Here is a 22,965-nt window from a genome sequence, read left to right as displayed (position 1 = left end):
ATATTATCTGTTATTTGTATCATAATATATGAATATAACAATATTAATATGAAAATACATTTAGAAAGAGGTAATTGTCATGGAAAAGGATTATATGGAATATAATGAAATTGCAGAAATGCTTAAGATATTAGCTCATCCAGTAAGGCTTTGTATTATTAATGGATTACTTGGAAAAGGAGCATGTAATGTAAGTCACATGCAAGATTGTTTAGGTATTCCACAATCTACTTTATCTCAGCATTTACAAAAATTAAGAATGGCAAAAATAATTGTAGGGAAAAGAAATGGGTTAGAGATAAATTATAGTATTTGTAATGAGGAAGTCAGGGAATTAGTAGAATTTATTTTTAAAAACAAGGATTAATGTATGCATTTTCAATATTTTCAAAATTAAGTTATTTCAATAGAAAACATTGATTAAATTGTTAACATGGTGTAAACTAAAATCAAATTGAATAATAGAATATAGGTTTAATTAAATTTAATTAAAAGGGAATCAGGTTAAAATCCTGAACTATCTCGTAGCTGTAATAGATGAATTTAAGTACAATATGTCACTCGTAAACGGGGAAGGCGTACTTAGATAATGATTCTTAAGTCAGAATATCTGCCTATATTTTTGCACCGTAACTCTACGAGTGATAGAGGGAGCTTTATAATGAAGATTTGTTTGTTGATTTTATATTATTAAACATATTTTTGATTGTTTCCTTCTAACGCTTTAGTTAGAAGGTTTTTTGTTTTGGTTGTAAATTATTCTACAATGCTGAAATTAGGTAAAAATTAAAAGGTGGTGGAATATGAATAAGGATGTGAACCATCATCATAGAACTGGAGTAGCTTATTCAAATTACCGAAAGTATAGAAAAAAGAATGTAATCATTTTTAAAAATAAGCTACTTAATTGGAATGTAAAGTGGACTATTTTTATAGAAGATTAATTATTATGGAGGTTTTTTATGTTTAAAAGAAAAAATTTAATAACTATAGTTTTAGTTGTCTTTTGTTTTGTTCTAAGTGCGTGTGGCAATAATGGAGTTATTAATAATGGACAAAATACTACGAAAAAAGCAACAAGTACTGTATCCTACCCACTAAAGGTGATTGATTCATATAATAGAACAATTACTATTGAAAAAGAACCTAAAAGGATTATTGCAATTGCGCCAAATATAACAGAGGGAATATATGCCCTTGGAAAAGGCACAAGTCTAGTTGGTAGAAGTGATTATGATGATTATCCAGCTAAGGCCAATAAGGTTACATCTGTTGGTGGATTATTAAAACCAAATATAGAAAAGATTGTAGAGTTAAAACCTGATGTAGTAATAGCATCGACTCATTTTGATAAGGATGTTATTAAAAAATTAGAAGGTCTTAATATAAAGGTTGTAGTGCTTTATGGTGAAGAAAATTTTGATGGTGTATATGATACAATGTCAAAACTTGGACAAATTGTAAATGCAAGTGATAAAGCGTTGTCAATAATATCAGCTATGCAAAAGAAGGTTGCAGATGTAACTAAGAAGGTAAAAGGAGCTAAAAAACCTACAGTTTACTATGTAGCGGGTTTCGGTAAAAGTGGTGATTTCACAGCAGGTAAAGATACATTTATAGGGAATATGATTGATATGGCTGGTGGAGAAAATGCTGCTAAGGATGTAGTCGGTTGGAAATACAGTGTAGAAAAGCTGGTAGAAAAAAATCCTGATATACTAATATGCTCAAAGTTATATGATTCAAAAAAAGGCATAAAAGATACAAGTGGGTATAAAGATTTAAAAGCAGTAAAAAGTGGAAAACTATTAGAAGTTGATGAGAATATTATTGCTAGGCAGGGACCAAGACTTGCAGATGGTCTAGAAGCAATTGCTAAATTAATTCATCCTGAACTTTTCAAATAAAAGGAGTTGCTTTGCCATGACGTTTATAGAAAAGAAGAATTTTTATAGAAGAGTTTTTATAATGGGATTGTTTTTGCTCCTAATTGTAATAATTGCTTCGGCAAATGTTGGAGTGGCGGATATTTCTTTTAGGCAGGCAGTATTTATTGTAATAAGCAAAATTCCCATATTAAATAATTTTGGGTCATTAGATGGAATTAAGTCTACATCTGTGATCATAATGTTAAATTTAAGACTTCCTAGAATACTTTTATCATGCCTTGTAGGAGCAGCGCTTTCAGTGGTTGGTACTTCTTTTCAGGGCATTTTTAAGAACCCAATGGCAGACCCGTTTGTTCTTGGAGTTTCATCTGGGGCTGCACTTGGAGCTACTATAACTATGGTTTTCCTTAAAAGCATTCATATTTTTGGAATGAGCATGGTAGCATTAAGTGCGTTTATTGGAGCTATAATAACTACATTTTTGGTATACAATATTGCTAGAGTTGGTACAAAAGTCCCAGTTACCACGCTGCTACTTGCGGGTGTTGCTCTAAATTATTTATTATCCTCGATTATTTCATTAATGATGACATTTAACAGAGAAAACATTGAAGAGATAGTTATGTGGACTATGGGTAGCTTTTCGACAGCTAATTGGGATGAGGTGATTCTACTATTTGTTATAGTAGTCCCTTCAATTCTATTTATATCTATATTTTCAAGAGATTTAAATGTTATGATGCTTGGAGAGGATAGTGCAAGAAGCCTTGGTATAGATGTAAACGGGTTTAAAAAGTATATATTTGTGATAAGTACATTAATGGTGGCGGCAGTTGTTGCTGTAAGTGGAATAATTGGCTTTGTAGGGCTTATAGTGCCTCATGCAATTAGGATGATGTTTGGATCTGACAATAGGATAGTTATACCATTTTCTGCACTTGGAGGAGCTATATTTTTGATAATGTGTGATACTCTCGCAAGGGTTGTTGTGCCTCCTTCAGAAATACCAGTTGGAATTATTACTTCAATTTTTGGAGTTCCATTTTTTGTATATTTATTATATAAAACCAAGAAGAAGGCGATTTAATTGATAGAAATAGATAATGTGAGTTTTTCTTTTGAACAAGAGGTATTAAGGGATATTAATATAAAATTTGAAAGTGGTAAATTTTATACGATACTAGGACCAAATGGATCAGGGAAGACTACGCTTTTGAGATTACTAGCTAAATCACTCCATAGTGATAAAGGAAAGATTATTATTAATGAAAAGGAATTAACCCAAATAAAACCAAGAGTGTTAGCAAAGGAAATGGCTGTGGTTTTACAAAGTACAGAGATAGAATTTGATTTCTCAGTACAAGATATAGTTCTTATGGGAAGAACGCCTCATATTTCTAGGTTTTCCTCAGAAAGTGAAAAAGACATGGAAATTGCCATGAAGGCTATGAAAGCGACAAACACTTGGGAACTTAGAAATAAGAGTATAAATACATTAAGTGGGGGAGAACGACAACGAGTGGTAGTTGCAAGAGCGATTTCGCAAGAAACGGGGATAATACTTTTAGATGAGCCCATTTCACACCTAGATATTCATCACCAGATTGAAATAATGGATCAATTAAAACAATTAAATTTAAATAAAAAAATTACAATCATTGCAGTATTACATGATCTGAATATAGCGGCGGCATATTGCGATCATATGATACTAATGCATGATTGTGGAGTTTACAAAGAGGGAATTCCAGAGGAAGTATTAACACAAGATATACTTAAGCAGGTTTATGGATTAGATGTGCATATAACTAAGAATCCTAGAACTGCAAAGACTTTTATTATGCTCTTTTAGTATGAAATTTATATGGTTAATATAAAAAATAGACTATGGGCTAATAATAAATATTTGGATGCCACGTAAGTGGTATCCATTGCTCAAAGCTTTTTTCAACTTTAGCACCTACTTCTTTAGCTAGAGCATCTGAAACCTTAGTGCTTACCATATCCTCAACAAATATAGTCTTAATTTTATTCTTTTTACAATAATCTGTTAGTTCTTTTAATTTTTTAGCACTGGGTTAACCTTCTGCAAAAACGCTTTCTACGCTGTTTTGTTTTAGTCCGAAGTCTCTGCAAAGGTATGCAAAAGCGGTATGGCCAGTTACAAAGTTTTTGTTACTAACAGTTTTAAATTTCTTGTTGTATTCATTCTAAAGAGTATCAAGCTTTAAAGCAAAATAATTATAATTTTTTTCATAATAAGCTTTGTTAGCTGAATCTGCTTTTATTAAAGCATCTCTTACATTTTTAGCTTGATTTTCTGCACCTTTTAAACTAATCCATAGATGTTGGTCATATTGACCGTGTTCTTCTTTTTCAGCAGAGTCTGTATTTTCAATTGGGGTTGAACCCTTTGATGCCTCAACTGTTATTAAATTTTTATTGTCTACAGATTTTAAAACCTTATCTTTTCATATGGCAGTAGAAATTTCTCTCATTGCATTAAATGAAACTACAACTTTTACTTTGTTTTGAGTCTTTACAGTAGTAGTTTCTGCCTTCTTACTACCACAGGCTGTGAAGGTTACTATTGTACAAATAAGTAAAATGAATATTGACATTTTTATCGCTCCTTAAAATTTCTTCTTGAAAATCATTTACATTATCACTTACAATACAAGTATAAATGGCACCTTTGTCAATAGCAATAACTTTAATTATTACTAAATTAGTATATTAATGCTTTGATAAAGTGACAAAACTATATAAACTGGAGGACAATTATGATTCAAATTAATAATTTATTCTTTTCTTATACAAGCGGAGGCACCATATATCCTTAATGACATTAGTTTAACTATAAATAACGGAGAGTACCTATCGATATTAGGAGATAATGGTTCAGGTAAAAGTACTCTTGTAAAATTAATATTAAATTTCTTGTCTCCTACTAAGGGTACTGGTTTTAAGCTCAATGATTGCTTTGCCTGTTGCTAAAGCAATGCAACTAGGGAAAGGATTTAAATCAACTCTTTTATACTCAGTACTCTTTAGTGTTATAGATATACTCTTGTCACTATTTATTTCATATTACATGAATTGTGCGCCTGGAGGTATAACTGCATTGATTTCAGTTGTATTACTTGCATTAGTTATATTAATAAAAAATGTAGGTCTATTATTATCAAAAAAGCGTTACAATTAGTTTAGGTAAAAAAACACCTATAATTATAGTTACGTAGGGAGGGAATAAATAAATTATGATATATAAACGTAATAGATTATTGTATGCTGCGATGACAATGGTTGTAATTATTTTAGGATTAGGTTCAAGAAAGATGGCTAAATTTATTCCAGATTTATTGAATATATATTTGGGGGATGCTTTGTGGGCATTAATGATTTTTCTTGTTTTTGGATTTGTTTTTAGAGAGATGAAAACAAAGTCAGTTGCAATAAGTGGGATATTATTTTGTTATCTTATTGAATCAAGCCAGTTGTATCATTCTAATTGGATAGATACTATTAGAAATACAACAATTGGAGGATTGACACTTGGATATGGATTTTTGTGGAGTGACTTATTAGCATACACAATAGGAATTGGGGTAGGTGTAACTATTGAAATTTTAATCAGAGTATTAAAAAAGGTTGATTAAGTTATAATCAATCTTTTTTAGAGTATTTCAATAATATTCATGGACACTTTCCAACCCATATGATAATCATCAGCCTTAGCTTGTACATGAACGATTACATGTCCAGACTTAACATGGGTTCCTGAAGGAATAAAGGTGAATTCTCATTTGTTAGCAGATTGTTCTATAAACATATAAATCATTTTATAGATCTTGGATTTAAAGTAATTACTATTTTATTATAAAATACAATACCAATTACAGTTGGATTTCCACAATTATTTTTAATATTATCTTTATAATTAATTATTTTTTTAAATTTCCATTAAAATCTGCTAGTCCATGATTCATGTGATATATGGGACTAAATTTGTTTTTTAATAATACATTAACGGCTTTAGGACTTCTTCCACCTGATGCACAATGTACTAAAATTGCTTTGCCACGAAACTTTTCTAGTTCTTTAATCCTTGAAGCAATCTCATTAACAGGCATTAGCTTAGAAGCATTTATATGTCCTGTTTGGTATTCGCGTTTAGTTCTTACATCTAAAACAATAAGGTCCTTATTTTCTTTTATAAGATTAAGGGCTTCATCTCCAGAAATATTTGTTACATTTTTATTAAATTTAATTGCTACTTTAGGATATATTATATAAGCTATTACAAAGATTAATATTATGGTTAATATAGTATTCATGATTTTCCCTTCTTTCAATTAATAAAGTACGATTTTAATATGTATCTTAACTGTGAAATTTATTTTTAGGGTTTTAAAGTAAATGACATTACATACCCCCAGTGGGTATATAATATCATCATTATTCAAAAACTTCAATATAATATTTTAAATATTTTTATATACGTTAAAGTAGTTTATGGAAAAATTAAATTGATATTTGACAAGGAGGATAGGTGCACTTATAATTTTAAATATACCCTAGGGGAGTATAAAAAAGAAAGCATAAAGAAGGAGTAAAACTATGAAGAATTTAAATTCTATAGATGATATAAAAGATTTTATTAAAGAAAACAAATTTGTTATGTTGTATTTTTCATCAGATGGGTGTAGCGTGTGTGATGATGTTTTACCAAGAATTGAAGAACTACTTAAAAAACAGCCTAAAGTTGTGAGTGGACATGTAGAAATTCAAAACATCCCATCTGTAGCTAGTGTTTTTGGTATATTTACTATTCCTGCAGTTATTATATTTTTAGAAGGAAAAGAGATAGTAAGACAAGCAAGATACATTAATTTTCTAGAACTAAAAGAAAAAATCCAGAGATTTTCTGAATTTGTTTAATAAAAAAAACATGCTATTAAAAAGTTAGCATGTTTTTTTTATTAAATTATAATATATTATTTGTGTTCTTATTTTGAAATTTAGCGTCCATTACCCATCATTCCACCACCATTTCCATGAGTATTGCTTGTTCCACGAACATTACCTGTTCCGTTTGAATTCTTATTTCCTTCACCGAAATTGCCTGAGCAACTTGCCGTGTTAGTTTTTATATTTTCCTTTAAAGTAGTACCTTCTTCTTTGGTTATAGTGCCTTTTGTAACAGAAGCATCTATCGCTTTAGATTTTTCAGCGAGTAGAGCAGCCTTAAATTGTTCTTCGCTCATATCTTTTTCTTTAGCAAGATCATATACTGTTTTTCCCGAAGCAAGTCCAGCGGTTATTTGGGTGTCTGTAAATCCTTTGGTTTTAAGCACAGAGGTTACGTAGTCATATCCTCTAAGCCCTGTGGTCCTAGCCAGGACAAGAGTTTTGTGAGCTACTGTAGTTACTGGGACAGTTGTAGAAGTTTCAGCGGCGAATACAACCCCGCTTGTAACCAGTACTAACGACAAAGTTAATGCAACCCATAATTTTTTACTTTTCATATTTGTTCCTCCTTAAATTCTTATTTTGTTTGGTATGACTATATCATAACGAAATTATGGTTTTAAAAAGTGTTATTTTTGTGTCATTTCTATTAAAAAGATTTTATTTTTTTGCCACAATTAGTACACAAGTGCGTGTTTAATAAATGGTATAATTTAAGAAATGTTTACTGGAGGTAACCCTATGGGAAAGAAGATACTAGTTGCAGATGATAATGAAGAGATTATAAAAATTTTAAAACCTTATCTAATTAAGGAAGGTTTTGAGATAATAACAGCACATGATGGAAATGAAGCTTTAGTTAAAAATTCAGAATACATGCCCGTACTTATTCTTTTAGATATTATGATGCCACGTAAAAATGGATTAGAGGTTTGCACTGAGATAAGAAAGAGTTCAACTGTACCTATAATAATGATTACCGCAAGAAGTGATGATGGGGATAAGATAATGGCTTTAGACACTGGAGCAGATGATTATATAGTAAAACCTTTTAGTCCAGGGGAAGTTGTTGCAAGAGTTAAAGCTGTCCTTAGAAGAATTGTCACAAGTGAGACTGAGAAGCAAACTGTAATTAAATATAATTCACTTAAAATTGACATAGGAAATTATTCTGTGAAAATAAACGATAATACTATTAATCTAACAAAAAAAGAGATAGAAGTATTATGGATGCTTGCAAATTCACCCAACAAAATCCTTTCAAGGGATGTGCTACTGGATAGTATCTGGGGAACTGAGTATTTTGGAGATCCAAGGACTGTTGATACTCATATTAAAAGGCTTAGGGCAAAGCTTAAACTAGAGAATCAATATAACTGGAATATTAAAACTGTATGGTCGCTTGGATATAAATTTGAGGTTAATTATGATTAAAAGAAGTATAACTACTAAACTAACAATAGGTTTTGTATTAATAATAATAATATCTACCCTATGTATAGGTATAATTGGAATAAACATATTTAGAAATAATATATTTGAGATGAAAGAAAAAAATATAACTCTACATGCTCAGAAATTGGAAAGTGTACTAGAACCTTACATTGAAAATGGTATGGATTCAAAGGAGTATAAAGATATCGTAAAGGGAGTTAGTTCATTTGATAACACAAAAGTATGGATGATTAACTTAAAAGGTGAGATTAGAACAATTTATGAAAATGAAGATAAAGTTTTAAAGAAAAACCCAGACCCTCAAGGGGTCTACTCAGAAATTATTACAAGTGCATTAGGTGGTAAATTAAAATCGATGCAAGGATACAATGCTTATTACGACGAGAATATGATGAGTGTTGCAGTACCAATTGTAAAAGGTGATAAAAGCATAATTGGAGTTATCATTGTGCATTCTTCAACGATAGATTTATCAAATTCTATGAATGAATTTTTTATTTATTTGATTGCTGCAGTTTTGGGTGAAGTTATAATTGCGGGTTTATTAGGTTTTTATTTTTCTAAAAATATAACAAAACCTATTAAAATAATTAATGAAGCAGCTATGCAAATGACTGAAGGAAACTTTAAACTTAAGACCAATATATATCAAAAAGATGAGATTGGAGAGTTATCAACTTCTTTTGATATATTATCATCAAGGCTGGAATATAACATAAGGCAACAAGAGAAACTGGAGCAGATGAGAAAAGATTTTGTAGCAAATGTATCTCATGAATTTAGAACACCTTTAACTATAATAAGAGGCAATCTTGAAGGGCTATATGATGGAGTAATACCAATGGAAGAGCATCATGATAATTATTATACATTAATTAAAGAAACCAAAAGACTTGAGGTCATGGTATCAGATTTGCTTAGTCTAAGTAAATTAGAATCTGGTAAAGTAGAGCTAAATTTACAAAAGCTTGATCTTAAAGAAATACTACGAGATATAACACGGGTATTAAAACCAATAACAAAAGCAAAAAACATAGAATTAGAATTAATTGATGATGGTAATTTGTCACCGGTTTGGAGTGATTATGATAAACTTAAGCAACTATTAATAATTTTTATAGACAATGCAATTAAGTTTTCACATGTAAATAGCAAAATAAAGTTAGCTATAATTTTAGAGAACATAAATCAAAAGGACACTCTTTCAATAACAATAACCGATTATGGTATAGGAATTAGTAAGGAAGATATTCCTTTTATAGGGGAAAGATTTTATAAAGCAGATAAGGCTAGAAAATACTCTGGTAATAGTACTGGGCTAGGTATTTCTATTGCTAAGCATCTAATAGAGATTTTAAATTGTAAACTTGAAATAAAAAGTCAAATAAATGTAGGAACACAAATTAAAATAGAATTTTTAAAGTTTGAAGATGAAATCCACTTATAAATTAGGTGGATTTATTTTTTTCGTTTTGTCACAATTAGTCCACAGTTTAATCTTTTGTAAATGCTATTATTATGGAAAGTAAACAAGGAAGGAGTGATTTTATGAGGCACGGACGTTATATGGGATATGGATTTTATGGCTCCTACATATTATCGATTTTAGTTATTTTGATAATAGCATCACTAATAGTATTTCTTTTATATAAAAGGCAGAAAAATTATTCTTTTGAAAAAAGCATGGAAATATTAAAAGAAAGGTATGTTAGGGAGGAGGTAAATGCTAATGAGTTTAGAGAAAAAAGAACCGTAATACAAGGATTAGAAGGGTTAAATTCAGCAGTAATAATTTTAGTTGATAGGTACGTAAAAGGTGAAATTAATTCAGAAGAATTTTCTGTAATGTTAGAAGAAATAAAATAATATGTTGAAAAAATAGTATGAAAAGTAATAAATATAGTGGTACATGGATAATTTCGTGTATCATTTTCTATTAAGTGGTTAAAAAAATATTTAAGTAAATTTCTATTGCTTTTTATTTTGAATGTGTTATTATATTATTATATCGTAATATTAAGATATAATAATATGAACTAAATTTTAAGGAGGCATAAATTATGTTTAATTCAGGAGTTAAAAATGTTAGTGCAGAAGAGGCATATAAGCTTATAAATGAAGATAAAGAATTTATTATAATAGATGTAAGAACTAAAGAAGAATATGATAATGGACACATTCCAGGAGCGAAACTTGTTCCAGTGCAGATTCTTCCTATGAAACTTAATGAACTGGGTGTTTATAAAGATAAGCCATTACTTGTTTATTGTGCATCTGGTGGAAGAAGCCCAAGAGCAGTGGAAATTTTGGCAAACAATGATTTTAAAAATATTTACCATCTAAGTCGTGGAATAGGTTCTTGGAGATATAGTTTATCTAGATAATGTCTAGATTGGAATTTAGGAAAGAGGATGGGTTATGGATACAGATTACATGAGATACATTGAAATTACGGATATCCTGAAAGTATTAGCGCATCCTATTAGGATGTGTTTAGTAAAAAGCATATTAGATCAAGGGCAATGTAATGTTTCCCATATGCAGACTTGTCTAAAGGTTCCTCAATCGACTGTATCACAACATCTACAGAAGCTAAGATATGCTGGTGTAATAGAGGGTCATCGAAATGGTCTTGAGGTTAACTATAAAATTAGAGATGAAAGAATAAAGAAGTTAATAAATTCGATTTTACTATTAAGCTAATAAATAAATTACGAGAATACGAGGAGGAAAATAATTATGATAAAAAAAACATTAATCGTAGGTGGCGTTGCAGGTGGAGCTTCAACGGCAGCTAGACTTAGAAGGCTTGATGAAAACGCAGAGATAATTATGTTTGAAAGAGATGAATATATTTCTTTTGCAAATTGTGGACTGCCTTATTACATCGGTGACGTAATAAAAGATAGAGATAAGCTTTTAGTGCAAACACCTGAGAGTATGAATGCAAGGTTTAATATAGATGTTAGAAACAACAGTGAAGTAGTTGCAATTGACACCAGTAAAAAGGTTGTAACAGTTAATAGTAAAACTCGCGGTACCTACGAGGAAAGTTATGATTATTTAGTGTTATCACCAGGTGCAAAAGCAATTAAACCTAATATAGAGGGTATAAATAGTAAAAGAATATTTACCTTAAGAAATATACCAGACACTGATAATATAAAAAAATATGTAGATACATTGGGGATTAACAGTGCTGTAGTTATTGGTGGAGGATATGTTGGGGTTGAAATGGCTGAAAACTTAAAAGAAAGAGGACTTAACGTTACTTTAGTAGAAGCGGCACCTCATATATTGGCTCCTTTTGATACTGATATTGTTCTAAGCGTTGAAAAAGAAATTTCAGATAACGGTGTGGAAATAATTTTAAATGATGGAGTGAAAGCCTTTAAAGATACTGAAAATGGTGTTGAAATAACATTAAGCAGTGGTTCAAAATTAAGCGCTGATATGATAATACTTGCAATAGGAGTATTTCCTGATACTAAATTCGCAAAAGAAGCTGGTATTAAATTAGGCGTCAAGGGTCATATTTTGGTAAATGATAAAATGGAAACTAGTGCAGAGGGAGTATTTGCAGTAGGTGACGCTATAGAAGTTATAGATTTTGTAAATAAGACCAATACGGCAATACCACTCGCTGGACCTGCAAATAAGCAAGGAAGAATTGCAGCCGATAATATAGCAGGTTTAAACTCTAAGTATAACGGGACTCAAGGCACTGCAATTTTAAAGGTTTTTGGACTTACAGCAGCAAGTACAGGTAATAATGAGCGAACTTTAACTAGACTTAATATACCTTACAAAGTTATATTTGTTCATCCTGTTTCACATGCGTCTTACTATCCAGCTGCTCTTCCTATGACTTTAAAACTTATTTTTAATAGTGAAGGCAAAATACTTGGAGCTCAAGGTGTTGGTTATGATGGCGTTGATAAGAGAATAGATGTGCTCGCCACAGTTATACGCCTTGGAGGAACAGTTGATGATTTAACAGAGCTTGAGCTTTCCTATGCACCACCTTTTTCATCAGCTAAGGATCCAGTAAATATGGCAGGATTTGTTGCTCAAAATGTGCTCGCAGGAAGAATGGAAGTACTCACTACAGATGAATTTATGGCTTATGATAGAGAAAAGGCTGTAGTATTAGATGTTCGTACAGAAATAGAATATAACAATGGACATGTTGAGGGTGCTATAAATATTCCAGTAGATAACCTTCGCGAAAGAATTGGTGAACTTGACAAAAACAAAGAGATTATTGAATATTGTCAGGTAGGGTTAAGAGGATACGTAGCTTCTAGGATTTTAGCTCAAAAGGAATTTAAGGTTAAAAATTTGACTGGAGGATATAAATCAGTTTTAAGTTCAAATTTTAAACCCAATAAAATGTCAGACTTAGATAAAATAAAAAGGCAGAAAATAGACCCTGATACTCAAGTTATAAAAGATGAAGTGGCTATAGAAAATGATAATTATGATAAACTCCTCGATGCATGTGGATTATGTTGCCCAGGCCCATTAATTCAAGTTAAGGCTAGTATAGATGAGCTAAATGATGGTCAAATATTAAAAGTAACAGCATCAGACCCTGGTTTTTATGAGGACATTAGAGCTTGGTGTACTAAAACAAATAATGAATTACTAGATTTAAGAAAAGAAAAAGGTATGGTTTATGCCTTTATAAAAAAAAAAGATAATAAGGTAGCCTCGAAAAATAGGTCTTTTCCATCAGAGGTAAGTGAAAAAAACAATAAAACCATGGTAGTTTTTAGTGGTGATTTAGATAAAGCCATTGCAGCCTTTATTATTGCAAATGGCGCGGTTGCAATGGGTAGTAAAGTTACTATATTATTTACATTCTGGGGTCTTAACATTATAAGAAAACCTGAAAAAGTATCTGTTAAAAAAGGAATAGTTGATTCAATGTTTGGATTTATGATGCCAAGAGGAAGCAGAAAACTTAAACTTTCTCAAATGAACATGATGGGAATCGGAGCTAAAATGATTAGATCAGTAATGAAAAACAAAAATATAGATTCTCTTGAAGATTTAATAAAGTCAGCAATTGATAGTGGAGTTGAAGTGGTTGCTTGCTCAATGTCCATGGATGTTATGGGGATTACAAAGGAAGAGCTTATTGACGGAGTGAAAATTGGCGGAGTTGGTTATTACCTAGGTCAAACTGAAGACTCAAATGTAAATCTATTTATATAATAAGAAAAGGGAGAGGTTAAAATGATAAAAGAAATAAGTGATAAAAGCTTTCATAGTGAAGTATATAGTTCTGATAGGGCTGTAGTTGTAGATTTTTGGGCACCATGGTGTGGACCTTGTAAAATGTTGGGACCTGTTATGGAACAACTTGATAAGGAATATGATGGTAAAATAAAATTTGTAAAGATTGATGTAGATGAAAATCCTGAAATATCATCAAAGTATAGTATCTCAAGCATACCTACAATAATGGTATTCAAGAATAAAGTAGTAGAAGATAAACTTGTAGGCTTCTCTCCTAAAAATGTGTTAGAGGATAAGCTTAAGAAATATGTATAGATACTAGTAATATTAAAGTATATAAAAAATTGAAATGACTCCAATTACGTGGAGATTTCGTTTAAAATACCACACTCCTATAATTGTTATAGAAGTGTGGTATTTTATTGCTTTTGTCTTAGATTATAAAAAAATCACATAATTATTCTGTGCATAGTTTTAAAAATTCTATAGATGAAGAGGTTAAAAATTTATTTTTATGATAAATAATATAAAATTTGCGTTTTAAATTAATATCCACTACATTTAGTTTGCTAATAGTGCCCTTTTTTATAAAATTCTGAACTAAGCGTAAAGGAAGTATTGCGATGCCTAGTCCATTAGATACACCATTTATAATAGCTTCTGTACTTATGCTTTCCCATATTGGAATAGCAGAAAAGCCATGAAGTAGTAAGACAGAATCAGCAAGTTCGCGTGTGCCACTATTTTTTTCTCTCATTAAAAACTTTTGAGTTTCCAAATCTTTAACCGAAATAACTTCTTTTTTTAAAAGAGGATTATTTAAACTACATATAACTACAAGTTCATCATTTAAAAAACTTTTAGAAATGAGATTCTTGGAGTGAATTACTCCTTCAATAAGAGCAAAATCTAATTTATTGTCTAATACCAAATTTTCTATTATATCAGAATTGTTTATAGTTACAAAGGTTTGAATATTGGGGTATTTAGATGAAAATTGCTTTATATAGTTTGGCATTAAATGAGTACCGATAGTAATACTAGAACCGATTCTAAGGGCCCCAATTGTATCTGAATTTCGAATAGTTGTTTCTAATTCATCAAATAGAGATGTTATGTGAAGAGCATAACTTAATACCATTTTTCCAACTTCGGTTAGATAAAGCTTTTTAGATAGACGGTCAAATAGTTTAACACCATAATAATTTTCCATTTCTTTTATTGCGGTACTGATCGCAGGTTGGGAAATATACATTTTCTTGGCAGCTAGTGTAATACTACTATTTTGACAAACAGCAACAAATATTTTCATATGTCTTAAGTTCATATTAATTATCCTCCCCATATACATAACCGTTTGGTTATGTATATTATTATATAATAGTATTTTACGTATAGTTTTGCAAGAGTTATAATTGTCATTGGAGGTGGAACTAAATGAAAAAAGATGCGAAATTCTATTTAAAGTTATTTACCTCAACCTTATATTTAAGTTCATTTACCTTTGGTGGAGGCTTTGTTATTATTCCTTTAATGAAAAAGAAATTTGTGGATGAATATAAATGGATTGAAGAAAAAGAAATGTTTGATTTAGCAGCTATTGCACAATCAGCACCAGGTGCAATAGCAGTAAATGCAGCAATAATAGTAGGTTATCGTTTGGCAGGAGTATTAGGTGCTATGATAACAATAATAGGCACAGTATTACCGCCATTAATTATATTATCAATCATATCGGTAGCATACACAGCATTTAGGGATAGTTTAATTGTTAAATATATACTGCGTGGAATGCAAGCAGGAGTTGCAGCAGTTATTATTGATGTAGTAATTAGTATGGCTAGTTCTCTTTTTAAAGAAAAAAAATTATTACCTATTATGATTATGATAGGTGCTTTTATAGCTACGTTTATTCTAAATATTAATGTTATTATAATAATTTTAACAAGCGGTATAATGGGAGCTATTTCTATTTATTATTCAAAGTACATAGAAAAGGTCGGTGATTTAAAATGATATACCTAAAAATATTTTGGAGCTTTTTTCAAATTGGATTATTTAGTGTTGGTGGTGGTTATGCTGCTATGCCATTAATACAAAATCAGGTTGTTACTATACACAGTTGGCTATCAGTGAATGAATTTGCAGATGTTATAACAATATCTCAGATGACACCTGGGCCAATAGCTATTAACTGTGCTACATTTGTAGGTACACGAATCGCAGGAATGCCAGGTGCAATCGTGGCAACGATAGGATGCGTTTTCCCATCTTGTGTTATTGTTCTTTTCCTGGCATATCTATATTACAAATATAAAAGTTTATCCATAGTTCAAGGGGTTTTGAATGGACTAAGACCGGCTGTTATAGCAATGATAGGCTCCGCAGGTTTAATTTTGTTAATATTAGCATTCTGGAATGGGAAGGGTATATCAAGTAACCCTGAAAATATAGATGCTATATCGGTAGGACTATTTACTATTGCAATTATTATTCTTAGAAGGTGGAAGGTAAATCCCATTTTTATAATGATTGGGACAGGTGTTGTTGGTTTGTGTATTTATTCAATAGGTTACTCCTCTCTATAAAAAATATGCTATCAATAAAGGTTGCATATTTTTAAATTAAATTATATTAATTTGAATTTTAGCCCATAATGGTCCATATTTATAAATACATCCTCAAGATGTGCAAAATTAGCGCTAGCACAGATTTTATCATTTCTTCTTTTGATATCCTATCATTGTTATTTGACATTGATGTTAATCAGTTGTAAAATTTTATATAGCATATGCCACTGAAAATAGTATTTGAAAAGTGAGGATAATATTTATGTCAAGACCAGTGAAAAATAGACGTGTAGAGAACTTACCCGAGTATACATACTTTGTACCAGCAGGAAGACGAAAATGTGAAATTGAAGAAATACTCATAAAGGTTGAAGAGTTTGAAGCCATGAGGCTTAAGGACGTTGAAGATTTAAATCAGGAAGAATGTGCAAAGAAAATGCTTGTTTCAAGACAAACTTTTCAGAACATAATTGATAGTGCAAGGAAGAAGATTGCCATAGCTCTAATAGAGGGGAAAGCAATAAATATAAGTGGTGGAAACTATACAAGAAATGTATGTAAATTTAAATGTTTATCTTGCGAGAATACTTACGAAATAAAATATGAAGAAGATAGAAAAATATGTCCAGCATGTGGATCTGAGCAAGTGACTTGTAATAAACGAAGTAGTTTTTGTCAGAGACAATGTAATAAAAACACTACTTCTGATAAATAGTTTTATTATTTGTTTAAACAAGGCTACAATTATTGGCATTTGACAATAATGAACAAAAGTATTACAATATAAATGGCATATGACAAATAAGAGAAAGAGGCGATTATGTATGGCTGAGTGTGAAAGTTGTCCATCAAATGGTGAATGTGATAATAAAGACACGTGTGGTATAGAAAATAATCCATTAAACAAAGTTAAAAATATTATAGGCGTTATGAGTGGAAAAGGTGGGGTAGGTAAATCAACAATATCCGTTCTTATTGCACAGGAACTTAATAAAAAAGGATATAAAGTTGGTCTTATGGACTCAGATATTACTGGCCCAAGTATACCAAGATTATTAGGTATTAAAGATGTTAAACCTTTTATGAATGAATCGGGTATTATACCGGTTAAAACTACTGAGGGTATTGATGTTATTTCAATGAATTTTTTAGTGGAAAATGAAGATGATCCAGTGATCTTCCGGGGACCTGCAGTTTCTGGTGTTGTTAAGCAGTTTTGGACTGATGTTATATGGGGAGAGCTTGATTATTTAATTATAGACATGCCTCCTGGTACAGGTGATGTTGCGTTAACAGTAATGCAATCAATACCAGTTACAGGTATAGTAATGATTTCAACACCACAGGACTTAGTATCTATGATTGTTGGGAAAGCAGTAAATATGGCACACAAGTTAGACATCGATATAATAGGATTAATAGAGAACATGAGTTATATTATTTGTCCAGGATGCACGGAGAAAATAAAAATGTTTGATTCAGATAACATAGATGAATTCTTAAATAAAAATGATTTAGATTTGCTTGGAGAAATTCCAATGTGTAGGGAAATAGTTAATATTTCTAATAAAGGCGAATACAAGCTAAATGATGAATTAACAGAAATAACTGAAAATATTATTAATAAAATTATTAAAAAGACAAAAAAATAAAAAGTGGAGGTAATATTTTATGAAAATAGCAATACCTAATAATGGTAGTATGGTGAATCAACATTTTGGAATGAGCAAAAGTTTTGTAATTGTTACTATAGAAGATAAAAAAGTTATAAGTACTGAAGAAATATCAGCAGCTGAGCTTCAACATGAGCATCAAGGATTAGCAGATTTACTCAAAAATCAAGGAGCGACAGTAGTTATTACTGGTGGAATTGGTGGAGGAGCAATCAGCGGGTTAGAACAGAATGGTCTTGAGGTAATAAAAGGAGCATCTGGTGAATATTCAAAGGTAATTGAAGAATATATTAATGGAACATTAGAAAATAAAGATGTAGTTTGCAATCATCATGGAGAACATCATCATCAATAAATAACAAAAGGAGCACAATTGTGCTCCTTTTGTTATAAAATTATAAATATTTTTTAATTTCATCGGGTGATGGAACTCTTCCCATAATTTTCACTTTTTCATCGACTACTAGAGCAGGCGTTTTCATAACTCCATAAGCCATTATTTCTTTAAAATCAGTAACCTTTTCTATAGTTGCTACAATACCTAACTCGTCTATTGCCTTTCTAGTATTTTCCTCTAGTTTTTTGCAATTAGAACATCCTGAACCTAAAATTTTAATTATCATAATATTTCTCCCCTATAATTTATTATTTCTTAAACAAATAAGAATGAAAATGCATTGAATAAATATCCTATTATAACTATACCCGTTGCAACTATAGCTACAAATATAGTCAATAATTTAGGTTTTACAACTTTACTAAGCATAATTATTGATGGAAGTGAAAGTGCGGTTACTGCCATCATAAAGGATAACACTGTACCAATCCCTACCCCTTTTTGAAATAATGCTTCTGCTATTGGTAATGTGCCAAATATATCAGCATACATTGGGATACCTACAGCGGTTGCGAGTAGCACTGCAAAAGGATTGTTATTTCCAACTACAGTTTCGATTATTGATTGAGGTATCCAATTGTGTATCGCAGCACCAATACCAACACCTATTAATACGTATAGCCAAACTTTATGAACTGTATCTTTAACCTGCTGTTTTGAATAAGATATTCGCTCAGATCTTGTCATTTCAATTACTTCAACATCAACATCTTTTATTTCTTTTACATAACCTTCTACATACTTTTCAAGGTGTAAATTATCAATAATAGTTCCACCAATAACTGCTAAAATCAAGCCTACAACAACATACGTTATAGCAATCTTAGCGCCAAAGAAGGACATTAAGATTAATAAAGATGCTAAATCTACGAGTGGTGAAGATATAAGGAAGGAAAAAGTTATTCCAAGTGGAAGTCCTGCTGAGTTAAATCCTATAAATATTGGGATACTAGAGCAACTACAAAATGGTGTGATGGTTCCAAGTAAGGCTCCTAATATATTTCCCTTTATGCCCTTAATATTTCCAAGAATTTTTTTTGTTCTTTCTGGTGGGAAATAACTTTGAATATAGGATATAAGGAAAATCAACACTGATAATAGTATAAATATTTTTATAGTATCATAGATAAAAAAGTGTACGCTTCCACCAAGTCTTTCTTTAATAGATAGGCCAAATACGTTTTGTACAAAGCTTTGAATAAGATTTGAGAGCCAAGTCATTTTTAAAATCTCATTATTTAGCCAAGTAAATATTTGCGATATTACATTCATTATTATCACCTACCTGCATAATATTTTGGATTATTGATATAAAATTAGTTATTAGTATTACATTTAGTTTTAAAAATTTCAATGTATTGATCACCCTTATCAAGTTTTTTTAGATCCTTTTGAATCGTTGCGTAATTTTCTGAATTTGAAATTATTTTTTCTAATAATTCATTTAGAAGTTCATTATCTTTGTTAATATAATAATATATAAACTGTTCTTGCCTTTCATCTTTTACAAATCCCATATCTCTAAGTTTAGCTAAGTGTTTTGAAATTTTAGGCTGAGATTCTTCTAATATTCCTTGCATTTGGCATACACAGAGTTTTTTATGATATAACATGACTAAAATTCTAAGCCTTGTTTCATCTGATAAAACTTTAAATAAGTTCATTAATTTTTCCATTGCTTTCACATCCTTTAAATTAATTACAACGACATTATGCTTATATGCCCATGTGAGTATATAAGCATATTATTCCTTATGAACTTATTTGTCAAGTAATTATTGGAGAATGTTTAGTGAGAGAAACCATAGATTTATTACCCTAGATACCTAATTAAAATATTTAATAAGAATATGTAACTTATGTCGAAAAAAAGATAAACATTAATGTTGCAATATACAACTGTTGTGTTATACAATATATTAGAGGTGAAGATTATGAATAACGTAAAGAGCAGTGATTTAAGGGAGATTGTAAGAATATTGGTTAGAAATCTTGGTTTACTTGAGAGAAACAAGTCTTGTTGTTGCGGTGTAACACTTGCTCAGTGTCATGCAATAGTAGAAATCGGAAGAGCGAAGGAAATAAATTTAAATAGTCTGGCAGAATTACTTAATTTAGAGAAAAGTACTATGAGCAGAACTATTAATAACCTTGTAAATGAAAGTTTAGTACTTAGAGAAATTCACACTGAGAATAGAAGATATATAAAAATAAAGTTAACTGAAAAAGGAGAAGAAATCTTTAGAGAAATCGAGAAAACTATGGAAGATTATTATACTGATGTAATTTCTTTAGTTCCTGCGGATAAGAGGGAGCAAGTTTTGGAGAGCCTACAAATATTAGTTGATGTAGTTAATGTAAATAAATGTTGTAATGAAAAGGAGAGTAAAAGACTATGAGTGATATAAAAGGAGAAGTTAAAAAATACTATGGAGGAATCGCCAGCAGAGTTAATCAAGAGGCAAAAGGTAATTGCAAATGTTCTTCATCTTGTTGTAGTAACAATAATTCTGATATTTATGACTTAGACTACTTGGATAATTTACCACAAGAAGCTATTAATGCTTCTTTAGGATGTGCTAATCCTTTAGTATTTGGTGAACTAAAGAATGGTGAAACTGTCTTAGATCTAGGTAGTGGAGGAGGAATTGATGTTCTTATTGCTTCAAAATATGTGGGCTCCACTGGTAAAGTATATGGACTTGATATGACGGATGAAATGCTCAGGTTAGCAAATACTAACAAACAAAAGATGGGAGTGGAAAATGTTGAATTTCTCAAAGGATATATCGAAGATATTCCAATAGACAATAACAAAATTGATGTTATATTATCTAATTGTGTAATTAATCTTTGTGAAGACAAAGAAAAGGCACTTAGTGAAGCCTATAGGGTTTTAAAGCCAGGTGGAAGATTGGCAATTGCAGATATAGTTATTTTAAAAGATATATCAGAAAAAATTAAGAATGATGCGCAGATGTGGGTTGGATGTATTGCTGGAGCGCTACCAATTGAAGAATATAGAAATGTTTTATTAAAGGTTGGATTTAAGAATGTTGAAATCAATCCTATTAATATTTATACCAAAGATACTATTGAGTCTATTATAAAAAGCAAAAATTTACAGGATAAATATAATAGCTCTGATATAGAAATGGCTGACAGTGCTTTCGCTGGAGCATTGGTAAAAGGAATAAAATAGGAAGGAGAATAGTATGGATTACGAGATTGATAAAATGTTATCATCAGATTGGAAGCAGGTGTCAAAGATTTATCTTGAAGGTATTAATACAGGTAAAGCAACATTTCAAACTGAAGTGCCTACCTTTGAAGACTGGAATAATGGACATGTTAAGACATGCAGATTAGTAGCTCGATTAGGTAATGATGTTTTAGGGTGGGGCGCACTAAGTAAAGCTTCAAGTAGATGTGTTTATAAGGGTGTAGCAGAAGTAAGTATATATATTGGACAAAATCATAGAGGTAAAGGAATAGGGAGAAATCTTTTAAAAAGTTTGATTGAATTATCAGAAGAAAATGGGTTTTGGACTTTGCAGTCCGGAATTATAAGAGAAAATATTTCAAGTATAAAATTACATGAAAAATGTGGGTTTAGGGAAATTGGAAGGAGAGAAAAAGTTGCTAAAATAGAAAATGGTGATTGGCACGATGTAGTTTTTATGGAACGTAGAAGCACTGTAATTGGAATAGATTAATCTTCATCATAATAATTGTTTATAACCTGAGGTATAAGGCAAACCATATTATCTAATATGATTTGCCTTTTATAATTATAGTATTAGATTTTTTGAATGTCTAGGTTATTTTAGAAAAATTATGGGAACACTTAATGAGGTAATGAATAAAATGTATATATAGAAGAATGTAAATATAATAGTAAGTGTATAACCAATATATACATTAGTATATTGACACAACATAGATGGAGGTGTATATTATATATAGATGAACGTGAATGTAAGGGGTGATAAAGTGAAAAATAATTATGATGCTAATGCAAAAATTATTAAAGCACTTTCAGATGCTAGTAGACTTAAGATAATTGACCTTTTGTCTTGTGGGGAAAAGTGTGCTTGTGATATATTAGAGCATTTTGAATTTACACAGCCAACACTTTCTCATCACATGAAGGTATTAGTTGATAATGGAATTGTAAAATGCAGAAAAGAGAAACTATGGAGTTACTACTCACTAAACAATAATAACTGTAATAAACTTATATTATTTTTTATGAATCTTGTTACAGATAAAGATGAATGTATATGTAATGATAAGACTAAATGTGAATGCAAATAATAATAAATATAAAGGAGTGTTTTATATGAAAAAAATGATAATATTTGAACCAGCTATGTGTTGCTCAACAGGAGTTTGTGGACCAGGAGTTGATAGACAACTATTAAGAGTTTCTTCGATAATAAATAACTTGAAAAATAATGGTATTTTAGTTGAAAGATATAACTTGTCTAGTAACCCACAGATGTTCGTTGATAATAAAACGATAAATAAAATATTAAATGAATCCGGAGTAGAGGTACTTCCAGTAACAATGGTGGATGATGTTGTTGTAAAAACAAAGATATATCCAACGGACGAAGAGTTTTCAAGTTTATTAGATGTGCCAGTAAGTTTACTAAAATCAGTTATAAAAAAACCATCTATAAAAAGGCCATCAAAAGGTTGCGGTTGTGATGGTGGATGTTGCTAATATTAAAATTTAAGGAAAATAAAATACAGAAATAGAT

31 protein-coding genes, 2 pseudogenes and 1 riboswitch are annotated in these 22,965 nt (G+C 30.6%); of the genes and pseudogenes, 26 read left to right on the top strand and 7 right to left on the bottom strand.

Going from position 1 to position 22,965, the window contains the following annotated elements; translation table 11 throughout:
- Nucleotides 1–79: 79 nt before the first annotated feature.
- From KPL44_RS00965 to KPL44_RS00945, 5 genes are all read left to right on the top strand, one after another.
- Nucleotides 80–367: an ArsR/SmtB family transcription factor gene (locus KPL44_RS00965; protein WP_216246536.1), complete on the top strand. Its 288-nt coding sequence runs from the start codon at nucleotides 80–82 to the stop codon at nucleotides 365–367.
- 86 nt (nucleotides 368–453) lie between these two features.
- Nucleotides 454–632: riboswitch (cobalamin riboswitch) on the top strand.
- Between the two features lie 171 nt (nucleotides 633–803).
- Nucleotides 804–944, top strand: a complete 141-nt coding sequence (locus KPL44_RS00960; RefSeq protein ID WP_216246534.1) for a hypothetical protein — start codon at nucleotides 804–806, stop codon at nucleotides 942–944.
- 18 nt (nucleotides 945–962) lie between these two features.
- Nucleotides 963–1,907 (top strand): ABC transporter substrate-binding protein, encoded by a 945-nt coding sequence (locus KPL44_RS00955; protein WP_216246532.1) that lies wholly within the window; start codon nucleotides 963–965, stop codon nucleotides 1,905–1,907.
- Nucleotides 1,908–1,923: 16 nt separating this feature from the next.
- On the top strand, nucleotides 1,924–2,976 hold the full coding sequence (locus KPL44_RS00950) for a FecCD family ABC transporter permease (protein WP_216246530.1): 1,053 nt from the start codon (nucleotides 1,924–1,926) through the stop codon (nucleotides 2,974–2,976).
- Nucleotides 2,977–3,741: a heme ABC transporter ATP-binding protein gene (locus KPL44_RS00945; protein ID WP_216246528.1), complete on the top strand. Its 765-nt coding sequence runs from the start codon at nucleotides 2,977–2,979 to the stop codon at nucleotides 3,739–3,741.
- A gap of 85 nt (nucleotides 3,742–3,826) precedes the next feature.
- Here the strand turns inward: KPL44_RS00945 and KPL44_RS00940 are convergent.
- A pseudogene (locus KPL44_RS00940) lies at nucleotides 3,827–4,510 on the bottom strand (metal ABC transporter solute-binding protein, Zn/Mn family); the annotation flags it as partial.
- Between the two features lie 162 nt (nucleotides 4,511–4,672).
- Here KPL44_RS00940 and KPL44_RS00935 point away from each other — a divergent pair.
- The 3 genes and pseudogenes from KPL44_RS00935 to KPL44_RS00925 all read left to right on the top strand — a co-directional run.
- Nucleotides 4,673–4,847, top strand: a pseudogene (locus tag KPL44_RS00935) (ATP-binding cassette domain-containing protein); the annotation flags it as partial.
- 16 nt (nucleotides 4,848–4,863) lie between these two features.
- On the top strand, nucleotides 4,864–5,094 hold the full coding sequence (locus KPL44_RS00930; protein WP_216246527.1) for a metal ABC transporter permease: 231 nt from the start codon (nucleotides 4,864–4,866) through the stop codon (nucleotides 5,092–5,094).
- Nucleotides 5,095–5,149: 55 nt separating this feature from the next.
- Nucleotides 5,150–5,548, top strand: coding sequence for a ribosomal maturation YjgA family protein (locus KPL44_RS00925; protein WP_216246526.1), 399 nt, complete (start codon nucleotides 5,150–5,152; stop codon nucleotides 5,546–5,548).
- A gap of 285 nt (nucleotides 5,549–5,833) precedes the next feature.
- Here KPL44_RS00925 and KPL44_RS00915 read toward each other — a convergent pair whose 3' ends face one another.
- Entirely contained in the window at nucleotides 5,834–6,226 is a 393-nt protein-coding gene (locus KPL44_RS00915) for a rhodanese-like domain-containing protein (RefSeq protein ID WP_216246525.1), read from the bottom strand.
- 283 nt (nucleotides 6,227–6,509) lie between these two features.
- Here KPL44_RS00915 and KPL44_RS00910 point away from each other — a divergent pair, with 283 nt between their 5' ends.
- Nucleotides 6,510–6,830, top strand: a complete 321-nt coding sequence (locus KPL44_RS00910; RefSeq protein WP_216246524.1) for a thioredoxin family protein — start codon at nucleotides 6,510–6,512, stop codon at nucleotides 6,828–6,830.
- 80 nt (nucleotides 6,831–6,910) lie between these two features.
- Here the strand turns inward: KPL44_RS00910 and KPL44_RS00905 are convergent, their stop codons facing one another.
- Nucleotides 6,911–7,417: a hypothetical protein gene (locus KPL44_RS00905; protein WP_216246523.1), complete on the bottom strand. Its 507-nt coding sequence runs from the start codon at nucleotides 7,415–7,417 to the stop codon at nucleotides 6,911–6,913.
- Nucleotides 7,418–7,601: 184 nt separating this feature from the next.
- On the opposite strand from KPL44_RS00905, the gene KPL44_RS00900 reads away from it, so the two are divergent.
- The 7 genes from KPL44_RS00900 to trxA all read left to right on the top strand — a co-directional run bounded on the left by KPL44_RS00900 (nucleotide 7,602) and on the right by trxA (nucleotide 13,874).
- Nucleotides 7,602–8,294, top strand: a complete 693-nt coding sequence (locus KPL44_RS00900) for a response regulator transcription factor (protein WP_216246522.1) — start codon at nucleotides 7,602–7,604, stop codon at nucleotides 8,292–8,294.
- The gene (locus KPL44_RS00895; protein ID WP_216246521.1) at nucleotides 8,287–9,762 is read left to right on the top strand and encodes a sensor histidine kinase; all 1,476 of its coding nucleotides are present in this window, start codon (nucleotides 8,287–8,289) and stop codon (nucleotides 9,760–9,762) included. The genes KPL44_RS00900 and KPL44_RS00895 overlap by 8 nt, the downstream gene beginning before the upstream one ends.
- 71 nt (nucleotides 9,763–9,833) lie before the next feature.
- Entirely contained in the window at nucleotides 9,834–10,181 is a 348-nt protein-coding gene (locus tag KPL44_RS00890; protein WP_216246520.1) for an SHOCT domain-containing protein, read from the top strand.
- A gap of 194 nt (nucleotides 10,182–10,375) precedes the next feature.
- The gene (locus tag KPL44_RS00885) at nucleotides 10,376–10,699 is read left to right on the top strand and encodes a rhodanese-like domain-containing protein (RefSeq protein ID WP_216246519.1); all 324 of its coding nucleotides are present in this window, start codon (nucleotides 10,376–10,378) and stop codon (nucleotides 10,697–10,699) included.
- Between the two features lie 34 nt (nucleotides 10,700–10,733).
- Nucleotides 10,734–11,018 (top strand): ArsR/SmtB family transcription factor, encoded by a 285-nt coding sequence (locus KPL44_RS00880; RefSeq protein ID WP_216246517.1) that lies wholly within the window; start codon nucleotides 10,734–10,736, stop codon nucleotides 11,016–11,018.
- A gap of 36 nt (nucleotides 11,019–11,054) precedes the next feature.
- Nucleotides 11,055–13,535 carry a CoA-disulfide reductase gene (locus KPL44_RS00875; RefSeq protein ID WP_216246516.1) on the top strand — a complete coding sequence of 827 codons (2,481 nt, stop codon included), beginning with the start codon at nucleotides 11,055–11,057 and terminating at the stop codon, nucleotides 13,533–13,535.
- A gap of 21 nt (nucleotides 13,536–13,556) precedes the next feature.
- Nucleotides 13,557–13,874 (top strand): thioredoxin, encoded by a 318-nt coding sequence (gene trxA, locus KPL44_RS00870; protein ID WP_216246515.1) that lies wholly within the window; start codon nucleotides 13,557–13,559, stop codon nucleotides 13,872–13,874.
- A gap of 142 nt (nucleotides 13,875–14,016) precedes the next feature.
- Here trxA and KPL44_RS00865 read toward each other — a convergent pair whose 3' ends face one another.
- Nucleotides 14,017–14,886, bottom strand: coding sequence for a LysR family transcriptional regulator (locus KPL44_RS00865; protein ID WP_216246514.1), 870 nt, complete (start codon nucleotides 14,884–14,886; stop codon nucleotides 14,017–14,019).
- Between the two features lie 110 nt (nucleotides 14,887–14,996).
- Between KPL44_RS00865 and KPL44_RS00860 the strand changes: the two genes are divergently transcribed.
- From KPL44_RS00860 to KPL44_RS00840, 5 genes are all read left to right on the top strand, one after another.
- Nucleotides 14,997–15,575: a chromate transporter gene (locus tag KPL44_RS00860; protein WP_216246513.1), complete on the top strand. Its 579-nt coding sequence runs from the start codon at nucleotides 14,997–14,999 to the stop codon at nucleotides 15,573–15,575.
- The gene (locus KPL44_RS00855) at nucleotides 15,572–16,147 is read left to right on the top strand and encodes a chromate transporter (RefSeq protein WP_216246512.1); all 576 of its coding nucleotides are present in this window, start codon (nucleotides 15,572–15,574) and stop codon (nucleotides 16,145–16,147) included. Before KPL44_RS00860 ends, KPL44_RS00855 begins: the two co-directional genes overlap by 4 nt.
- A gap of 244 nt (nucleotides 16,148–16,391) precedes the next feature.
- Nucleotides 16,392–16,844 (top strand): DUF134 domain-containing protein, encoded by a 453-nt coding sequence (locus KPL44_RS00850; RefSeq protein WP_216246511.1) that lies wholly within the window; start codon nucleotides 16,392–16,394, stop codon nucleotides 16,842–16,844.
- A 109-nt stretch (nucleotides 16,845–16,953) separates the two neighbouring features.
- On the top strand, nucleotides 16,954–17,781 hold the full coding sequence (locus KPL44_RS00845; RefSeq protein WP_216246510.1) for an Mrp/NBP35 family ATP-binding protein: 828 nt from the start codon (nucleotides 16,954–16,956) through the stop codon (nucleotides 17,779–17,781).
- Nucleotides 17,782–17,800: 19 nt separating this feature from the next.
- Nucleotides 17,801–18,157 carry a NifB/NifX family molybdenum-iron cluster-binding protein gene (locus KPL44_RS00840; RefSeq protein ID WP_216120876.1) on the top strand — a complete coding sequence of 119 codons (357 nt, stop codon included), beginning with the start codon at nucleotides 17,801–17,803 and terminating at the stop codon, nucleotides 18,155–18,157.
- Nucleotides 18,158–18,197: 40 nt separating this feature from the next.
- Here KPL44_RS00840 and KPL44_RS00835 read toward each other — a convergent pair whose 3' ends face one another.
- Genes KPL44_RS00835 through KPL44_RS00825 form a run of 3 tightly spaced genes read right to left on the bottom strand, consistent with a single transcriptional unit; the run spans nucleotide 18,198 to nucleotide 19,875 of the window.
- Entirely contained in the window at nucleotides 18,198–18,425 is a 228-nt protein-coding gene (locus KPL44_RS00835; RefSeq protein WP_216169778.1) for a thioredoxin family protein, read from the bottom strand.
- Nucleotides 18,426–18,454: 29 nt separating this feature from the next.
- A complete protein-coding gene (locus KPL44_RS00830) occupies nucleotides 18,455–19,471 on the bottom strand; it encodes a permease (protein ID WP_216246509.1) in 1,017 nt (338 codons plus the stop codon).
- A 44-nt stretch (nucleotides 19,472–19,515) separates the two neighbouring features.
- Nucleotides 19,516–19,875, bottom strand: a complete 360-nt coding sequence (locus KPL44_RS00825; RefSeq protein WP_216246507.1) for an ArsR/SmtB family transcription factor — start codon at nucleotides 19,873–19,875, stop codon at nucleotides 19,516–19,518.
- Between the two features lie 258 nt (nucleotides 19,876–20,133).
- Between KPL44_RS00825 and KPL44_RS00820 the strand changes: the two genes are divergently transcribed.
- The 5 genes from KPL44_RS00820 (at nucleotide 20,134) to arsD (ending at nucleotide 22,928) form a co-directional block, all read left to right on the top strand.
- Complete coding sequence (locus KPL44_RS00820; protein ID WP_216246505.1) at nucleotides 20,134–20,598, top strand: MarR family winged helix-turn-helix transcriptional regulator; 465 nt, start codon at nucleotides 20,134–20,136, stop codon at nucleotides 20,596–20,598.
- The gene (arsM, locus tag KPL44_RS00815) at nucleotides 20,595–21,401 is read left to right on the top strand and encodes an arsenite methyltransferase (RefSeq protein ID WP_216246504.1); all 807 of its coding nucleotides are present in this window, start codon (nucleotides 20,595–20,597) and stop codon (nucleotides 21,399–21,401) included. Before KPL44_RS00820 ends, arsM begins: the two co-directional genes overlap by 4 nt.
- Nucleotides 21,402–21,414: 13 nt before the next feature.
- The gene (locus KPL44_RS00810) at nucleotides 21,415–21,915 is read left to right on the top strand and encodes a GNAT family N-acetyltransferase (RefSeq protein ID WP_216246503.1); all 501 of its coding nucleotides are present in this window, start codon (nucleotides 21,415–21,417) and stop codon (nucleotides 21,913–21,915) included.
- Nucleotides 21,916–22,192: 277 nt separating this feature from the next.
- Nucleotides 22,193–22,516 carry an ArsR/SmtB family transcription factor gene (locus KPL44_RS00805; RefSeq protein WP_331701868.1) on the top strand — a complete coding sequence of 108 codons (324 nt, stop codon included), beginning with the start codon at nucleotides 22,193–22,195 and terminating at the stop codon, nucleotides 22,514–22,516.
- Between the two features lie 25 nt (nucleotides 22,517–22,541).
- Complete coding sequence (gene arsD / locus KPL44_RS00800) at nucleotides 22,542–22,928, top strand: arsenite efflux transporter metallochaperone ArsD (protein WP_216246501.1); 387 nt, start codon at nucleotides 22,542–22,544, stop codon at nucleotides 22,926–22,928.
- Nucleotides 22,929–22,965: the final 37 nt, after the last annotated feature.

The sequence above is a fragment of the Clostridium sp. DSM 17811 genome (genome assembly GCF_018861905.1).
GTDB lineage: Bacteria > Bacillota > Clostridia > Clostridiales > Clostridiaceae > Clostridium_AD > Clostridium_AD frigoriphilum.
This window is presented reverse-complemented; position numbering and strand designations above follow the sequence as displayed.

Coding starts and splice junctions, on each gene's coding strand:
- KPL44_RS00965 (WP_216246536.1), top strand. CDS start 80: ATGGAAAAGGATTATATGGAATATAATGAAATTGCAGAAATGCTTAAG.
- KPL44_RS00960 (WP_216246534.1), top strand. CDS start 804: ATGAATAAGGATGTGAACCATCATCATAGAACTGGAGTAGCTTATTCA.
- KPL44_RS00955 (WP_216246532.1), top strand. CDS start 963: ATGTTTAAAAGAAAAAATTTAATAACTATAGTTTTAGTTGTCTTTTGT.
- KPL44_RS00950 (WP_216246530.1), top strand. CDS start 1,924: ATGACGTTTATAGAAAAGAAGAATTTTTATAGAAGAGTTTTTATAATG.
- KPL44_RS00930 (WP_216246527.1), top strand. CDS start 4,864: ATGATTGCTTTGCCTGTTGCTAAAGCAATGCAACTAGGGAAAGGATTT.
- KPL44_RS00925 (WP_216246526.1), top strand. CDS start 5,150: ATGATATATAAACGTAATAGATTATTGTATGCTGCGATGACAATGGTT.
- KPL44_RS00915 (WP_216246525.1), bottom strand. CDS start 6,226: ATGAATACTATATTAACCATAATATTAATCTTTGTAATAGCTTATATA.
- KPL44_RS00910 (WP_216246524.1), top strand. CDS start 6,510: ATGAAGAATTTAAATTCTATAGATGATATAAAAGATTTTATTAAAGAA.
- KPL44_RS00905 (WP_216246523.1), bottom strand. CDS start 7,417: ATGAAAAGTAAAAAATTATGGGTTGCATTAACTTTGTCGTTAGTACTG.
- KPL44_RS00900 (WP_216246522.1), top strand. CDS start 7,602: ATGGGAAAGAAGATACTAGTTGCAGATGATAATGAAGAGATTATAAAA.
- KPL44_RS00895 (WP_216246521.1), top strand. CDS start 8,287: ATGATTAAAAGAAGTATAACTACTAAACTAACAATAGGTTTTGTATTA.
- KPL44_RS00890 (WP_216246520.1), top strand. CDS start 9,834: ATGGAAAGTAAACAAGGAAGGAGTGATTTTATGAGGCACGGACGTTAT.
- KPL44_RS00885 (WP_216246519.1), top strand. CDS start 10,376: ATGTTTAATTCAGGAGTTAAAAATGTTAGTGCAGAAGAGGCATATAAG.
- KPL44_RS00880 (WP_216246517.1), top strand. CDS start 10,734: ATGGATACAGATTACATGAGATACATTGAAATTACGGATATCCTGAAA.
- KPL44_RS00875 (WP_216246516.1), top strand. CDS start 11,055: ATGATAAAAAAAACATTAATCGTAGGTGGCGTTGCAGGTGGAGCTTCA.
- trxA (WP_216246515.1), top strand. CDS start 13,557: ATGATAAAAGAAATAAGTGATAAAAGCTTTCATAGTGAAGTATATAGT.
- KPL44_RS00865 (WP_216246514.1), bottom strand. CDS start 14,886: ATGAACTTAAGACATATGAAAATATTTGTTGCTGTTTGTCAAAATAGT.
- KPL44_RS00860 (WP_216246513.1), top strand. CDS start 14,997: ATGAAAAAAGATGCGAAATTCTATTTAAAGTTATTTACCTCAACCTTA.
- KPL44_RS00855 (WP_216246512.1), top strand. CDS start 15,572: ATGATATACCTAAAAATATTTTGGAGCTTTTTTCAAATTGGATTATTT.
- KPL44_RS00850 (WP_216246511.1), top strand. CDS start 16,392: ATGTCAAGACCAGTGAAAAATAGACGTGTAGAGAACTTACCCGAGTAT.
- KPL44_RS00845 (WP_216246510.1), top strand. CDS start 16,954: ATGGCTGAGTGTGAAAGTTGTCCATCAAATGGTGAATGTGATAATAAA.
- KPL44_RS00840 (WP_216120876.1), top strand. CDS start 17,801: ATGAAAATAGCAATACCTAATAATGGTAGTATGGTGAATCAACATTTT.
- KPL44_RS00835 (WP_216169778.1), bottom strand. CDS start 18,425: ATGATAATTAAAATTTTAGGTTCAGGATGTTCTAATTGCAAAAAACTA.
- KPL44_RS00830 (WP_216246509.1), bottom strand. CDS start 19,471: ATGAATGTAATATCGCAAATATTTACTTGGCTAAATAATGAGATTTTA.
- KPL44_RS00825 (WP_216246507.1), bottom strand. CDS start 19,875: ATGGAAAAATTAATGAACTTATTTAAAGTTTTATCAGATGAAACAAGG.
- KPL44_RS00820 (WP_216246505.1), top strand. CDS start 20,134: ATGAATAACGTAAAGAGCAGTGATTTAAGGGAGATTGTAAGAATATTG.
- arsM (WP_216246504.1), top strand. CDS start 20,595: ATGAGTGATATAAAAGGAGAAGTTAAAAAATACTATGGAGGAATCGCC.
- KPL44_RS00810 (WP_216246503.1), top strand. CDS start 21,415: ATGGATTACGAGATTGATAAAATGTTATCATCAGATTGGAAGCAGGTG.
- arsD (WP_216246501.1), top strand. CDS start 22,542: ATGAAAAAAATGATAATATTTGAACCAGCTATGTGTTGCTCAACAGGA.